Source organism: Nocardia huaxiensis (assembly GCF_013744875.1).
GTDB classification, from domain to species: Bacteria; Actinomycetota; Actinomycetes; order Mycobacteriales; family Mycobacteriaceae; genus Nocardia; species Nocardia huaxiensis.
This window is the reverse complement of record NZ_CP059399.1, coordinates 7,231,043-7,245,247: the sequence shown is the minus strand read 5'-3', so window position 1 is coordinate 7,245,247 and position 14,205 is coordinate 7,231,043. Positions and strand designations below refer to the sequence as shown.

Below are 14,205 nucleotides of genomic sequence, written 5' to 3'. Positions count from 1 at the left end.
CGATATTCATCGGTGGAATTGTGATGAACCGGTGGGCAAATAGTCAGCGTCCTGTTAGCTGAGCGGCGTTGCATCGAAGCAAGGGGTAGCCGAACGAAGGCTGCCGGGCGGACGATTGGGGGCCCACCATGTACAAAGGCGTGCATGCGGCCGCGCAGGAATGCGAAGACCACAAGTACACGATGCGGATCAGCCGGCTTGCCATCGATAAGCTGGGTATCCGGCTCTACGACCGGGTTTCGGCGGTGCTGGCCGAACTCATTGCCAACTCCTACGATGCCGACGCCACCGAGGTGCAGGTGTCGCTGCCGTGGAATGTCACGCTCGCGGGGACGGTGCGGTCCGCCGACGAGACGCCACACGAGATCGTCGTCTCCGACAATGGTCACGGCATGACGGCCGAGGAGATCAACCGGCACTATCTGATGGTCGGATCGGATCGGCGGGTGCGCACCGGGTCGGATCTGTCGCGCGAGCGACGGCGACCGGTCATGGGGCGCAAGGGAATCGGGAAACTGGCCGCCTTCGGCATCTGCCGCACCATCGAGGTGATCAGCGCGGGCAGCGGACCCGAGGATCGCACCCCGCTGGGGTGGCCGGTCGCGCATCTGGTGCTGGATCTCGACGATATGCTCTCCGACACCGAACGCGACTACTACCCGAGAACCGGTGCGCTGGACGGGACCTTCACCGCCCGGCGCGGCACCACCGTCATCATGCGGAACTTCTTCCGCAAGCGGGTCAACACCGGGCACGAGTTGAATCGGCAGCTGGCGGCCAGATTCGGCATCGAACGCTCGGATTGGCGGGTGGAGGTGCGCAATTCGATCGGCAACGACGCCTTCACGCTGAGCGACCTGCCGATCGATGTCATGGAGGAGACCCGGATCGACGTGTCCCGCGTGCCGGTCCGCTTCGGACGGCAGTACCTGCCGCTGAGCGGGTGGATCGCCTACTCCAAGCAGCCGTACCGTGACGAAGCGATGGCGGGGGTGCGGATCTACGCGCGCGGCAAAATCATCGCGCAGACCCGGGATTTCGGCATCTCCTCCGGATTCACCGGAGAGTTCAAGCTGCGTTCCTATCTGGTCGGAGCCATCCATGTGGACTGGCTCGACGACGAGGAGGATCTGGTCCGCTCCGATCGGCAGGACATCATCTGGAACTCGCCGCGCGGCGAGGCCCTCGCCCAGTGGGGGCAGGCGCTGATTCGTGAAATCGGCAGGCTCGGCGAGAAGTCCATTCGCCGCCGCGTCTGGGAGGAGTTCGTGGAACGCTCCCGCATCCACGAGACCCTCGAATCGATCGCACCGGGGGACAGGATGTTCCGCGACTCCGTGCTCGATGCGGCGCGAATCCTGGTGGCCAACAAGGACCGAGCCGCCATGGACGACCCGGCACACGTGGAAAACATGCTGCGGCTGGCGCTTTCGCTCGGCCCGCAGCGCAGCCTGCTGGAGACCCTCAAGGAGATCGCTGAGGACGCCGATCCGCAGCTCGATGTGGTGGTGGGCCTGTTCGAGCGCGCCCGCATCGCCGAGATCTACTCCCTCGGACAGATCGCCAGCGAACGCGTCGCCGTCGTGGACCGCCTGCGCGCCCTCATCGACGACCGGCGCTCCCTGGAACGCCCCTTCCAGGAGCTCATCGAAAGCGCGCCCTGGCTGCTCGCCCCGGAGTGGACGCCGCTGGGCATGAACGAGTCCCTCAAACGCGTCCGCGCCAGCTTCGAGCGTTGGTACGCACAGCGATTCGGCACACCCATTCAGACCTCCGCCATCGGAAGCCCCAAGCGCGAACCCGACTTCGTGCTGCTGCACGACTCCGGGGAACTGTGGATCGTCGAGATCAAGCGCATGGACTATCACCTCACCGACGAGGAGTACAACCGCGCCGTCAACTACCTCTACGAGCTCGACCGCTTCCTGGAGGAGAACCCGCGCATCGGCGCCCAATTCCCGCGCCGGCGGCTCACATTCATCGTCGACCACATCGACCGGCTGGGGCCGGCCTCGCTGTCCTCGCTGAGCAGTGACGGCCGCGTGGACCGCCGCACCTGGCGGGAACTGCTCGACGCCACCCTGCGCGCACACCGCGACTTCCTCGAACGCGTCTACGCCATGCGCGGCGCGGAAGACGAGCCGCCGAGCGCCGCCCAGGCCGGGTGACCACACCGCAGCGCCTGTGCCACCATGGGTCCGCGGCGCGCGGGGGCGCAGCCGCATCCGCGCATTCGAGAAGGCACAGGTAATGGTTCACGGCATTGTGAAGTGGTTCGACACCGAGAAAGGCTTCGGCTTCATCCGGCCCGATGGCGGGGGACCGGATGTGTTCGTGGAGTACACCGCTGTCGACTGCGATGGATTCCGCACGCTCGCCGAGGGGCAGCGCGTGGAATTCGAAGTGCGCCGGACGAAGCCGGGTCCCGAAGCGGTTTCCGTCCGCGTAATCGGCTGAATTCCACTGTGCTTTAGGGGAATAGCCGCTCACCTGCGATGACAGCGACTTGCCGCTATGGCCGTGCCCCTGAAAATAGGGGCGAGATCTGCACGTTATAGGCGGGAATTCGCCACCCATAGGAACCGGATCACGGCGTGTTACACAATGTTGCCCACCTCACAATCGTGTAATCCCTCGTAACGAGCTCGAAATGCGCCCCGATATGCTCGGCGTCTGAAAGTTCAATTGGGAATTCGAAGAAGAGGTTAAAACCCCATGATCAACGTCATCATCGACGCCATCAATGTCGCCCTCGCCACCGGTTCCGCCGCTTTCGACGGCGTCGTCAACACCGGCTCGGCCGCGCTGACCGGTCTGCTCGACACCCTGTCGACCGGCTCCTTCGGCAAGTGAGCTGACTGACGTCGAGGTAATCGACTCGAAAGCCGCCTTCGGACTCCGTAGCTCCGAGGGCGGCTTTTTCGTTGTGCAAATACGCCCGTCAAGGGCGGATTTTGCCGACTCCATGCACAAATGTGGCCTGGCTCTCAATCGCGTCAGATAACTGAAAGTTAGCCCCATTCGCGGTGTGCTTCTTCGTTTAGACAGACCTCACAACATGATCTAGGTTGGCCACTGCTCGGACGGTTGTCCAAGTCCGGAGGATGTGGAGTTGTGATGTGAACATCGACGCGCTGCAGAGCAGCTGGCGCTACGTGGAACGGGCCGGTGACGAGGCCACGCAGTACTTCTACGCGCACCTGTTCCTCGCGCACCCGGAAGTGCGGGACATGTTCCCCATCCGGATGACCGCGCAACGCGCCAAGTTCTTCTCCGCGCTCGGCCGCATCGTCAGCAATGTGACCACGCTGGCCGACGATCCGGAGTTCGTCGCCCAGCTCGGCCGCGATCATCGCCGCTTCGGCGTCATCGCCGACCACTACCCGGCCGCCGGCGGCTCCCTGCTGGCCACCCTCGCGCACTTTCTCGGCCCGCGCTGGACCGACGAGCTCGCGCAGACCTGGACCGCCGCGTACTTCGCGGTCGCCGACATCATGACCGCCGCCGCGAGCGCGGCCGAACACACCCCGGCCTGGTGGGACGCGGAGATCGTCGCCACCGAACGCCGCAGCGTCGACGTCACCGTGCACACCGTCCGGCCGCAGCAGTCCTACGAGTACCAAGCCGGGCAGTCGCTGGCGGTGGAGATCCCGCAGCGGCCGCGGCTGTGGCGGTACTACTCGCCCGCCAATGCGCCCCGGCCCGACGGCACCTTCGAACTGCACGTGCAGGTCGTGGACGGCGGCGAGGTCAGCGCGACCTTCGCCCGCCAGGTGCGGCCCGGCGATCAGATCCGCCTCGGCTCCCCGGTCGGCACGGCGTTCAATATCCCGCCGGACGCGGTCGAGAACCTGCTGCTGGTCGCGGGCGGATCCGGGCTCGCGCCGCTGCGCGCGGTCGTCGATCGCATCGACCAGAACTATCGCGACACCGGGCACGCGCCGCGCGTCCAGCTCTTCCACGGTGTCCGCACCGCATGGAATCTCTATGACCACGAAGCGCTTTCGGCGCTGACCGAACGCCCGTGGTTCAGCTACACGCCCGTCGTGTCGGAGGATCCGAGCTTCCAGGGCGTGCACGGCGCGGTGGGCGCGGTCGCCGCCCGCGGTCGGGACCTGGCCGGCTGCACCGCCCTGGTGTGCGGCTCCCCGGCCATGGTGTCCGCCGGCGTGTCCGCGCTGTCCAATGCCGGATTGCCCAGGCACGCCATCAGATTCGAGACATTCGGCCAGTCGCACCACCCAGCGGGGACCGCCGAGCAGCGCAGTGGGGACAAGGTGGCCCAATGGATGTGAAACCCGAAGACCTGCGATCCGTGCGGTTCAAGGGCGCACGGCTCGGCCGCAAGGGCTACGACGCCGAGGACGTGGACCGCTTCCTCGAACAGGTCCGCGCCGCCATGACCAAGCTGACCCGGGAGAACCGGCAGCTCACCCTCACCAGCAACGCACCGGAACTGGCTCGGCTGCAACGGGAGAACATGCAGCTGCTGGCCAAGTCCGAGGCCCTGCAGATGCAGATGCACACGATGATCTCCGCCGGCGACATGGCCGAACTGCAGCAGCAGCTGGCCACCGCCAACTGGGAGATCGCAAGGCTGCAGGGCGAATTGGAGAAGGACGCGCAGGGCATCAGCGCGCAGTCGGTGGACGTGCTCAACCGCGCCCAGCTCGCGGCCGACTCCATTATCGAGCAGGCCGAGGCGCACGCCCGCGACCTCATGGCGGTCGCCCGCGCCCAGCATCGGGAACTGCTGCAGATGGCGCGGGAATCGGTGGGCGTCAACGCGACTCCCTACGATGCCGGCGATCAGCGGCTCGAACACCTGCGGGCCTACTCCGAACTGCTGCGCGGGCAACTACAGGCGATGAGCCAGACCCTGTCGGTCGAGGCCGACAAGCTGGCGCTCTGGGCGCTCCCCGAGGCGACGGGCACCACCGTGCCCGCCCTTCCCGAGCCGGCCCGCGCGACGTCCCGGCACGAGCTACCGCTCGACCTGGGCGACAACGCATCCCGAAACTGACAGCCCGAAGTCGACGGATACACAAGGAAAGTGGGGGTCAACCACATGAATATCGAACTGTTGCAGGCCAGCTGGAAGAACGTCGAGGCCGTCGGGCCCGAGGCGGTCGAGTACTTCTACAACCACCTGTTCGAGGCGGCGCCGGCGGTGCGGCCCATGTTCCCCGAGGACATGGCCGATCAGCGCAAGCGCTTCCTGACCGGGCTGGCCCGGATCGTCACCAATGTCGAAACCCTCGCCGCGGACCCGTCGTTCGTGCAGCGGCTGGGCCGCGACCACGCCGCCAATGGCGTGGTGGCCGAGCAGTACCCGGTTGCCGGAGCTTCGCTGCTGGCCACGCTGGAGCACTTCCACGGGGACGCGTGGACCGAGGAGCTCGCCGGTACCTGGGCCGCGGCCTACGGTGCGGTCGCCGACATCATGCTGGGCGCGGCCGAGCCGGCCACCGTCTGACGGAGCCGAAAACGACAGTGGGCCTGTCCCGGGTGCAAAACGGGACAGGCCCACTGCTGTGTCCACCGGGTCATGACCTGCCGTTCATTGGCAGGCTCCGGTGGTACGCGGCTGCGCTACCGGTCGGATGAGCCGCTCGCCGACCCGCTCGCGGAGCCGCTGCCCAGGATGCACAGCGGATTGTTGACCATGGCCGCCTCCGCGGAACCGGCCGAGGAGCCGGTCACGCCGGAGTCGACGGCCGGGGTGTTCGGGGGAGTAGCGGCAGGGTTGCCGGAACCGCCGTCGAGCATCGACCGCCCGTCCAGGTTCGCCGGGGCGGCGACGCCCAGCAGATCCAGGACGGTCGGGGTGACGTCGGCGAGGGTGTAGCCGTTGTGCTGTGCGCCCGCCGCGAAGCCCGCGCCGCGTGCGATCACGAAACTGGCTGTCTCGTAGGCGCTCTGGCCGCCGTGCCCGCCCTCGGGGTTGTGGCCGTGGTCGGTGGTCACCAGAATCGTCCAGCGCTCGTTGGCATGCGCGCGCGCCCGCGCATCGACCGCCTGAGTGATCTTGCCCACCAGCGCATCCGCGCGCTGGATGGCGTCCCGGTACGCCTGCGGCCAGATGCCGCGCAGTGTGTGCCCGGTGATGTCGACCTGATCCAGATGGGTGAACAGCAGGTCCGGGGCGTCGTCGGCAATGGCCGAAACCACTTGCGCCGCAGCATTGGAGTCGGCCGTGGTCTCACACACGCCCGCGCCGGTCGGATCGATCTGGGTGACCGACACCCGATCCGCCTTCGGGCTACCGGTCCGCGCGATCATGCCGATCTTGTCCCAGGTTCCGATGGACATGGTCGACAGGCCCGGTTGCGCCTGCTCCACCTGTGTGAACACCGTCGGATACGGCGCGAAAGCCGCTGCGTTGCAGGTGGAGTCGTTGTCCTTGATGCCGTGCTTGGTATCCCACACGCCGGTCAGCGCGGTCGCCCAGGACACGCACGACATGGTGGTGTGCGGCGCGATGGAGGTCCGGGCCAGGGTGCCCTGCGCGGCCAGCAGACCCAGATTCGGCGCGTTCGCCGCCTGCACCTCGCTCCACAGCGTGCCGTCGATCCCGATCACCACGACCTTGTTCACCGTGGGTGCGGCGGGCGCGGGCGCGGCGGCGGCCAGGGGGAGCGCCGCCAGTGCGGCGGCGGCCAGAATCCGTGAAGTGCGAGGCATGCGCGGCAACCTAGTCGCCCGCGAGCTCCCGCGCGGCAAATTTGGACGAATGACCATGAAAGTCCCGCTGAGTGGGAAAACCCGCATGTCGCCCATGTGAGGGCACCCGTCTACCGGGCGGTAAGGCAAGCCGAATTCGCGCCCACTAAGCTGACGCCCGTAAATCCCGGATCCCTTCCTCAGGAGTACCCCACCGTGAGCCAAGCAGGCCGTCCTGTTGTTCTGATCGCCGACAAGCTCGCCCAGTCGACCGTCGACGCGCTGGGCTCCGATGTCGAGGTGCGCTGGGTCGACGGACCCAACCGCCCCGAGCTGCTGGCGGCCGTGCCGGAAGCCGACGCGCTGCTGGTCCGCTCCGCGACCACCGTCGACGCCGAGGTGCTCGAGGCCGGTAAGAACCTCAAGATCGTCGCCCGCGCCGGCGTCGGCCTCGACAATGTCGACGTGCCCGCGGCCACCGAGCGCGGCGTCATGGTCGTCAACGCGCCGACCTCCAATATCCACACCGCCGCCGAGCACGCCGTCACCCTGCTGCTTTCGGCCGCGCGTCAGATCCCGGCCGCCGACGCCACCCTGCGCGAGAAGACCTGGCAGCGCAGCAAGTTCAACGGTGTCGAGATCCTCGGCAAGACCGTCGGCGTCATCGGCCTGGGCCGCATCGGCCAGCTGTTCGCGCAGCGCCTCGCCGCCTTCGAGACCAAGATCATCGCGTACGACCCCTACACCTCCCCGGCCCGCGCCGCCCAGCTGGGCATCGAGCTGGTCACCCTGGACGAGGTGCTCGAGCGCGCCGACTTCATCTCCATTCACCTGCCCAAGACTCCTGAGACCAAGGGCATGCTGAACAAGGAGACCCTGGCCAAGACCAAGAAGGGCGTCATCATCGTCAACGCCGCCCGCGGCGGTCTGATCGACGAGCAGGCCCTGGCCGACGCCATCACCTCCGGCCACGTGCGCGCCGCCGGCATCGACGTGTTCGAGACCGAACCGTCCACCGACAGCCCGCTGTTCGACCTGCCGCAGGTCGTCGTGACCCCGCACCTGGGCGCCTCCACCGCCGAGGCGCAGGACCGCGCGGGCACCGATGTCGCCAAGTCCGTGAAGCTCGCCCTCGCCGGTGAGTTCGTGCCGGGCGCGGTCAATGTCACCGGCGGCTCGGTCAACGACACCGTCGCCCCGTGGCTGGAGATCGTCCGCAAGCAGGGCGCGCTGCTCGGTGCCCTCGCCGACGAGCTGCCGGTCAGCCTGGAGGTTCAGGTGCGCGGCGAGCTCTCCTCGGAAGATGTTGCGGTGCTGGAGCTTTCGGCCCTGCGCGGCGTCTTCTCCGCCCTCGTCGAGGACTCGGTCACCTTCGTCAACGCCCCGGCGCTGGCCAAGGACCGCGGCCTGGAGGCCACCGTCACCACCGTGACCGAGAGCCCCACCCACCGCAGCCTGGTCGACCTGCGCGCCGTCTTCGGCGACGGCCGCACCCTGAACGTCGCGGGCACCCTGACCGAGCCGCACCAGGTCGAGAAGATCGTCAACATCAACGGCCGCAACTACGACATGCGCGCCGAGGGCCTCAACCTGGCCGTCCTCAACTACGAGGACAAGCCCGGCCAGCTCGGCCGCCTCGCCACCAAGCTCGGCGACGCCGGCATCGACATCCTCGCCGCCCAGCTGACCCAGGACCTCGACGCCGAAGGCGCCACCGTCGTCCTGCGCGTCAACAAGGACGTCCCCGCCGAGGTCCAGGCCGCCATCACCGAGGCCGTCGGCGCCGCCAAGGTCGCCCAGGTCGACCTGAGCTGAGCTCGACGGGCCCACGCGGTCCGAAAGTAATTGCCACTGAGCCCCTTCCATCCCCGGATGGAAGGGGCTCAGTGCGTATTCGCCTGCGGTATCAGCTGATTCGGCCCCGCCGCGCCTCCACCGCGTCCTTGGCCTCCAACAGGCTCGCCCCCGGCACCAGCTCGCGATACATCTTGATCGCGTGAATGGCCTTGCCCTGCCGGAGAAGTTCGTCGATCTCGGCATAGTCATAGGGCACGGTCGGATCCGGAATGCCCAGATGCTCGAGGATGAGGTCGAGTTTGCGTTCGAGGCGATCGATCTTGCGCTCGAGTCGTGAGTTGTCGAACATGCCCCGAACATACTGATGGCCTCGTGATCCCACTGGTTGGGAGTCGTTCGCCCTGGTGACGGGACTGAGGTAACCCTCCGCTATCGTGGCCAGCGAACTCGCTGCGCAGCGCCTCACCGGCGTTCATCCGAACGGAGCATTGTTTTCATGAAACTCGCTGTCATCCCGGGCGACGGTATCGGTCCCGAGGTCATCGCCGAGGCCCTCAAGGTGCTCGACGTGGTGGTGCCCGGTGTGGAGAAGACCGAATACGACCTGGGAGCCAAGCGGTTCCATGCCACCGGGGAGATCCTGCCCGACAATGTGCTGCCCGAGCTGAAGCAGCACGACGCGATCCTGCTCGGCGCGATCGGCGATCCGTCGGTGCAGTCCGGACTGCTGGAGCGCGGGCTGCTGCTGCGCACCCGGTTCGAGCTCGACCACCACGTCAACCTGCGCCCGTCCAAGCTGTACCCGGGCGTGAGCAGCCCGCTGGCCGGCAATCCCGACATCGACTTCGTGGTCGTGCGCGAGGGCACCGAGGGCCCGTACACCGGCACCGGCGGTGCGATCCGCGTGAACACCCCGCACGAGGTCGCCACCGAGGTGTCCACCAACACCCGCTTCGGCATCGAGCGTGTGGTGCGCTACGCCTTCGAGACCGCGCGCCAGCGCCGCAAGCACCTGACCCTGGTGCACAAGAACAATGTGCTCGCCTACGCGGGCTCGCTGTGGTCGCGCACCGTCAACGAGATCGCCACCGAGTACCCGGATGTCGAAACCGCCTACCAGCACATCGATGCCGCCACCATCCACATGGTGACCGACCCGGGCCGCTTCGACGTGATCGTCACCGACAACCTGTTCGGCGACATCATCACCGACCTCGCCGCCGCCGTCTCCGGTGGCATCGGCCTGGCCGCCTCCGGCAATATCGACGCCTCGGGCACCAACCCGTCCATGTTCGAGCCTGTGCACGGTTCGGCCCCCGATATCGCGGGTCAGTCCAAGGCCGATCCGACCGCCGCGATTCTCTCGGTTTCCCTGCTGCTCAACCACTTGGGCAAGACCGAGGAGGCCGCGCGCATCGAGGCCGCCGTCGCCAAGGACCTCGCCTCGCGCACCGCGCCCGCCTCCACCGTGGCGGTCGGCGACCGCATCGCCGCCGCGCTCTGACGCACCCTCGGAACAAGCCCCGCAGCCGTGATATCGGCTGCGGGGCTTGCCTTTTGTTCAAACCCGCTGCGACAGTGAGACATATCGCATTCGTGCATTCGGATGCGAAAACGTAACGGGCACACGTCTTCCGGATTTGCTCAGCGGGATGCTCTGGGGACCAAGGGAACTGCGGCCAGGGCGATGACGGCCGTCAGCAGGTAGGTGACCGGGAAGCCGGCGACCGTGATCAGCGCGCCGAACACCGGCGCCAGCACCGCCATGACCAGATTCTGGCCGGTGTTCTGAATCCCCAGTCCACGACCCGACCAGTACGGTCCGGCGATCTCCGCCACCGCCGTGAACGCCAGGCCATTGTCGGTGACCGTGATCACCGAGGCCGCCACCAGAATCGGAATCGCCGCCCACCACCAGTGCGTCCACGCCGCGAAGGCCAAGGCCGCCATGGAGATTGCGGCCGCGATGGCGATCGTGCGCAGCGGGCCCAGCCGGCTCGCCACCCGATCCGACCAGATGCCCGCGCCGATTCGCCCTCCCGCGCCCAGGATTTGGGTGATCGTCACCAGGATCCCCGCCGCCGCCAGCGACCAGCCCACATCCCGGTGCAGCCACAGCAGCGCGAAGGTCCACAGCGTGCCCTGCGGAATCGCCAGCAGCACCGACACGATGTGGATCCGCCACAGCGTGGAGTCCCCGCGGTACGGATTGGCGGGACGTCCTGTGTCACCGCTGATTTCGGGCCGCGGCGGATCGACGATGCCGATCAGGCAGGCGATCGCGGCGGCGCCCGCCATCAGGGCCGGTACCAGCACCGCCGTCGAGAACCCGTGTGCCGCAGCGACAGCCGGAATGCTCAGCGCCCCGATGCCCACGCCCAGCGGCTGCGCGGTCTGCCGGATGCCCATGGCCAGCCCGCGCTGATCCGGCGGAAACCAGCCGACGATGACCCGCCCGCTCGCGCCATTGGTGCTCGCGGCGCCCATGCCGCCCAGGAACAGGAACACCGCCAATGCGACATAGCTGGAAACGGTCGCGGCCGCGACACCCGCCGCCAGCATCAGCGCGGGGCCGGCCACCAGCACCTTGTGCTCGCCGATCCGGTCCACGATCCAGCCCCACGCGATCAGCGTGCAGACCAGTCCGACCGTCGGCATGGAGACCAGCAGACCCGCTGTGGCCAGCGACATTCCACGATCCGTCAGGGCGGGCAGCAGGAACGGCGTGCCGTGTACGAACACCGCGCTGGAGGCCTGCGCGAAGACGCCGAGGGCCAGCATGCTCCACCGTCGACGCGTCCCGATCTGTGTCACGGTGGCCATGGCCAGCACCTCGAATCTCACTATGTGGAATCAATGTCCTACTGTATGAACATCGAGGGCTACGATACACCTGTGGCATCTGGCTATTTCCGGTGCGCGCTGTTTGTTTGCTCACAGCCGGAAAACGTGCCGGAGGTCTGCCTTCTGCGCGGTGAGTTGTCTTGCGTACAAGGGCTTTCCACATTTCCCGGACCGCCCCGCGCACCGGTATGCCGCCCCCTGCGGGGCCGGTGGCGGACGATGCGCCCGCACCATCCGCCCCACCGGTTCCCGCCCCGCGGTCGGGCGCGTTCGTGCTGGTGGGAGACCGCTCGATAGGATGCCAACCATGCGCCTAGGTCGAGTTGCCAGCCCAGATGGGGTCGCTTTCGTCAGCATCGAAGGAGAGGGCGGCGAGGCCGTCGCCCGGGAAATCGCCGAACATCCGTTCGGCACCCCGACGTTCACCGGCCGCAGCTGGCCGCTCGCGGATGTGCGCCTGCTGGCGCCGATTCTGGCCAGCAAGGTGATCTGCATCGGCAAGAACTACGCCGCGCACGCCGAGGAAATGGGTGGTCCGGCCCCGGCCGACCCGGTTATCTTCATGAAGCCGAACACCTCCATCGTCGGCCCGAACGCGCCGATTGTGTTGCCGCCCAGTTCGTCTCAGGTCGACTACGAGGGTGAGCTGGCGATCGTCATCGGACGCCCGTGCAAGGACGTTCCGGCCGCTCGCGCCAAGGAGGTGATCCTGGGGTACACCGTCGCCAACGATGTGACCGCGCGCGATCAGCAGAAGTACGACGGGCAGTGGACCCGCGCCAAGGGCTACGACACCTTCTGCCCGCTCGGGCCGTGGATCGAGACCGCCCTGGACCCTTCGGATCTGGAGATCACCACCGAACTCGCCGGTGAGGTCCGCCAGCGCAGCCGCACTTCACTTCTGCTGCACGACATTCCGAAGCTCATCGAATGGGTGACCACCGTGATGACGCTGCTCCCCGGCGATGTCATCCTCACCGGCACCCCCGCCGGTGTGGGCCCGATGCAGGACGGCCAGACCGTGTCGGTGACCGTCGAAGGCATCGGCACCCTTACCAATCCCGTTGCCGCCAAACGCTGATCGAGAGAGAGACATGACAGACGTACGGGTCCGATTCTGCCCGTCCCCCACGGGCACACCGCATGTCGGCCTGGTCCGCACCGCCCTGTTCAACTGGGCCTACGCGCGCCACCACGGCGGCACCTTCGTCTTCCGCATCGAAGACACCGATGCCGCACGCGATTCCGAGGAGAGCTACCAGGCCATCCTGGACGCGCTGCGCTGGCTCGGCCTCACCTGGGACGAGGGCCCCGAGGTCGGCGGTCCCTACGGCCCGTACCGGCAGTCGCAGCGTCGTGACATTCATCTCGACGTGGTGGCCAAGCTATTGGCGGCGGGGGAGGCCTACGAATCCTTCTCCACCCCAGAAGAAGTCGAGGCCCGCCACAAGGCCGCCGGCCGGGACCCCAAGCTGGGCTACGACAATTTCGACCGCGACCTGACCGACGAGCAGATCGCCGCCTACAAGGCCGAGGGCCGCCCCGCGGTCATCCGGCTGCGCATGCCCGACCAGGACCTCACCTGGAACGACCTGGTGCGCGGTGAGACCACCTTCAAGGCCGGCGTGGTGCCCGACTTCGCGCTCACCCGCGGCAATGGCGATCCGCTCTACACGCTGGTGAATCCGGTCGACGACGCGCTCATGAAGATCACCCACGTATTGCGTGGCGAGGACCTGCTCTCGTCCACCCCGCGTCAGCTCGCGCTCTATGCCGCCATGCAGCGGATCGGTATCGCCGAGTTCACCCCGCAGTTCGGTCATCTGCCCTTCGTGATGGGCCAGGGGAACAAGAAGCTTTCCAAGCGTGATCCCGAGTCGAATCTGTTCAATCACCGGGATCGGGGCTTCATTCCGGAGGGTTTGCTGAATTATCTGGCGTTGCTCGGCTGGAGCATCGCGGATGATCATGACCTCTTCTCGATGGCGGAGATGGTGGCGGCCTTCGATATTTCGAAGGTTAATTCCAATCCGGCCCGTTTCGATCAGAAGAAGGCCGACGCTCTGAACGCCGAACATATTCGGTTGCTGACTCCCGGTGATTTTGCTCACCGGCTGCGGGAGTATCTCACCGCGCACGGGCATATCGGCGCCGAGATCGACGAGAAGCTCTTCGAGACCGCGGCCGACTTGGTGCAGACCCGCATCGTCGTTCTGGGTGATGCCTGGGATCTGCTGAAGTTCCTGTTCATCAAGCCCGAAGAGTTCACGATCGACCCGGCCGCGAAGGAAAAGAATCTCGGTCCGGATGCGGTCCCCGTTTTGCAGGCCGCCATTTCCGCGCTCGACGCCGCGCCGGAGTGGACCGCGCCCGCACTCGAGGAGGCGCTGAAAACGGCGCTCATCGACGAGCTGGGCCTCAAGCCGCGCAAGGCCTTCGCACCCGTGCGCGTGGCGGTCACCGGGTCGCACATCAGCCCGCCGCTCTACGAGTCGCTGGAGCTGCTGGGCCGCGAAGTGTCCATGGACCGGCTGCGCGCGGCTCTGCCGTGATCGCGAAATGAGCTGAAAACCGGCCTCTGACCAGCCGATTTGTGGTTCACCGGGCTCGGCCTGCTAATCTTCTTCTCGTTCGGAAAGCGGCCGAGAAGCTCCCACAAGGGGCAGGCCGAGAGTCCGGGCCAATGGGGTATGGTGTAATTGGCAACACAGCTGATTCTGGTTCAGCCATTCTAGGTTCGAGTCCTGGTACCCCAGCTGCGAGAACTCCGGTTCTCGATTCGAGAAATCGGCGGCATCGCCGCCGAATCTCAACTCCTGGTCCCGTCGTCTAGCGGCCTAGGACGCCGCCCTCTCAAGGCGGTAGCGCGGGTTCAAATCCCGTCGGGACTACAAAAGCGAA

General features: G+C 66.9%; 13 protein-coding genes and 2 tRNA genes. 12 read left to right on the top strand and 3 right to left on the bottom strand.

The features are described 5' to 3' along the window. Positions 1-128: 128 nt before the first annotated feature. The 6 genes from H0264_RS33120 to H0264_RS33095 all read left to right on the top strand — a co-directional run bounded on the left by H0264_RS33120 (position 129) and on the right by H0264_RS33095 (position 5,476). The gene (locus H0264_RS33120) at positions 129-2,168 is read left to right on the top strand and encodes an ATP-binding protein (protein ID WP_181581191.1); all 2,040 of its coding nucleotides are present in this window, start codon (positions 129-131) and stop codon (positions 2,166-2,168) included. 82 nt (positions 2,169-2,250) lie between these two features. After that, positions 2,251-2,457, top strand: coding sequence for a cold-shock protein (locus tag H0264_RS33115; protein ID WP_181581190.1), 207 nt, complete (start codon positions 2,251-2,253; stop codon positions 2,455-2,457). Between the two features lie 258 nt (positions 2,458-2,715). Then, a complete protein-coding gene (locus H0264_RS33110) occupies positions 2,716-2,853 on the top strand; it encodes a hypothetical protein (RefSeq protein ID WP_181581189.1) in 138 nt (45 codons plus the stop codon). A gap of 266 nt (positions 2,854-3,119) precedes the next feature. Further along, on the top strand, positions 3,120-4,295 hold the full coding sequence (locus tag H0264_RS33105) for a globin domain-containing protein (protein ID WP_181581188.1): 1,176 nt from the start codon (positions 3,120-3,122) through the stop codon (positions 4,293-4,295). Next, positions 4,286-5,023, top strand: a complete 738-nt coding sequence (locus H0264_RS33100) for a DivIVA domain-containing protein (protein ID WP_181581187.1) — start codon at positions 4,286-4,288, stop codon at positions 5,021-5,023. The genes H0264_RS33105 and H0264_RS33100 overlap by 10 nt, the downstream gene beginning before the upstream one ends. A gap of 45 nt (positions 5,024-5,068) precedes the next feature. Then, positions 5,069-5,476, top strand: coding sequence for a globin domain-containing protein (locus H0264_RS33095; protein WP_181581186.1), 408 nt, complete (start codon positions 5,069-5,071; stop codon positions 5,474-5,476). A gap of 116 nt (positions 5,477-5,592) precedes the next feature. On the opposite strand, the gene H0264_RS33090 is transcribed toward H0264_RS33095, so the two are convergent. Further along, positions 5,593-6,684 carry an alkaline phosphatase family protein gene (locus H0264_RS33090; protein ID WP_220139884.1) on the bottom strand — a complete coding sequence of 364 codons (1,092 nt, stop codon included), beginning with the start codon at positions 6,682-6,684 and terminating at the stop codon, positions 5,593-5,595. A gap of 195 nt (positions 6,685-6,879) precedes the next feature. On the opposite strand from H0264_RS33090, the gene serA reads away from it, so the two are divergent. Continuing rightward, on the top strand, positions 6,880-8,478 hold the full coding sequence (gene serA / locus H0264_RS33085) for a phosphoglycerate dehydrogenase (protein ID WP_181581185.1): 1,599 nt from the start codon (positions 6,880-6,882) through the stop codon (positions 8,476-8,478). A gap of 91 nt (positions 8,479-8,569) precedes the next feature. Here serA and H0264_RS33080 read toward each other — a convergent pair whose 3' ends face one another. Further along, positions 8,570-8,809 carry a hypothetical protein gene (locus tag H0264_RS33080; RefSeq protein ID WP_181581184.1) on the bottom strand — a complete coding sequence of 80 codons (240 nt, stop codon included), beginning with the start codon at positions 8,807-8,809 and terminating at the stop codon, positions 8,570-8,572. A 147-nt stretch (positions 8,810-8,956) separates the two neighbouring features. Between H0264_RS33080 and H0264_RS33075 the strand changes: the two genes are divergently transcribed. Next, positions 8,957-9,964: a 3-isopropylmalate dehydrogenase gene (locus tag H0264_RS33075; protein WP_181581183.1), complete on the top strand. Its 1,008-nt coding sequence runs from the start codon at positions 8,957-8,959 to the stop codon at positions 9,962-9,964. A gap of 140 nt (positions 9,965-10,104) precedes the next feature. On the opposite strand, the gene H0264_RS33070 is transcribed toward H0264_RS33075, so the two are convergent. Then, positions 10,105-11,283 carry an MFS transporter gene (locus H0264_RS33070; RefSeq protein ID WP_181581182.1) on the bottom strand — a complete coding sequence of 393 codons (1,179 nt, stop codon included), beginning with the start codon at positions 11,281-11,283 and terminating at the stop codon, positions 10,105-10,107. 328 nt (positions 11,284-11,611) lie between these two features. On the opposite strand from H0264_RS33070, the gene H0264_RS33065 reads away from it, so the two are divergent. The 4 genes from H0264_RS33065 to H0264_RS33050 all read left to right on the top strand — a co-directional run bounded on the left by H0264_RS33065 (position 11,612) and on the right by H0264_RS33050 (position 14,195). Then, positions 11,612-12,385, top strand: a complete 774-nt coding sequence (locus tag H0264_RS33065) for a fumarylacetoacetate hydrolase family protein (protein WP_181581181.1) — start codon at positions 11,612-11,614, stop codon at positions 12,383-12,385. 13 nt (positions 12,386-12,398) lie between these two features. Then, positions 12,399-13,856 carry a glutamate--tRNA ligase gene (gene gltX, locus H0264_RS33060; protein ID WP_181581180.1) on the top strand — a complete coding sequence of 486 codons (1,458 nt, stop codon included), beginning with the start codon at positions 12,399-12,401 and terminating at the stop codon, positions 13,854-13,856. Positions 13,857-13,988: 132 nt separating this feature from the next. Then, positions 13,989-14,060, top strand: a tRNA-Gln gene (locus H0264_RS33055). Between the two features lie 62 nt (positions 14,061-14,122). Beyond that, a tRNA-Glu gene (locus H0264_RS33050) sits at positions 14,123-14,195 on the top strand. Positions 14,196-14,205 lie beyond the last annotated feature (10 nt).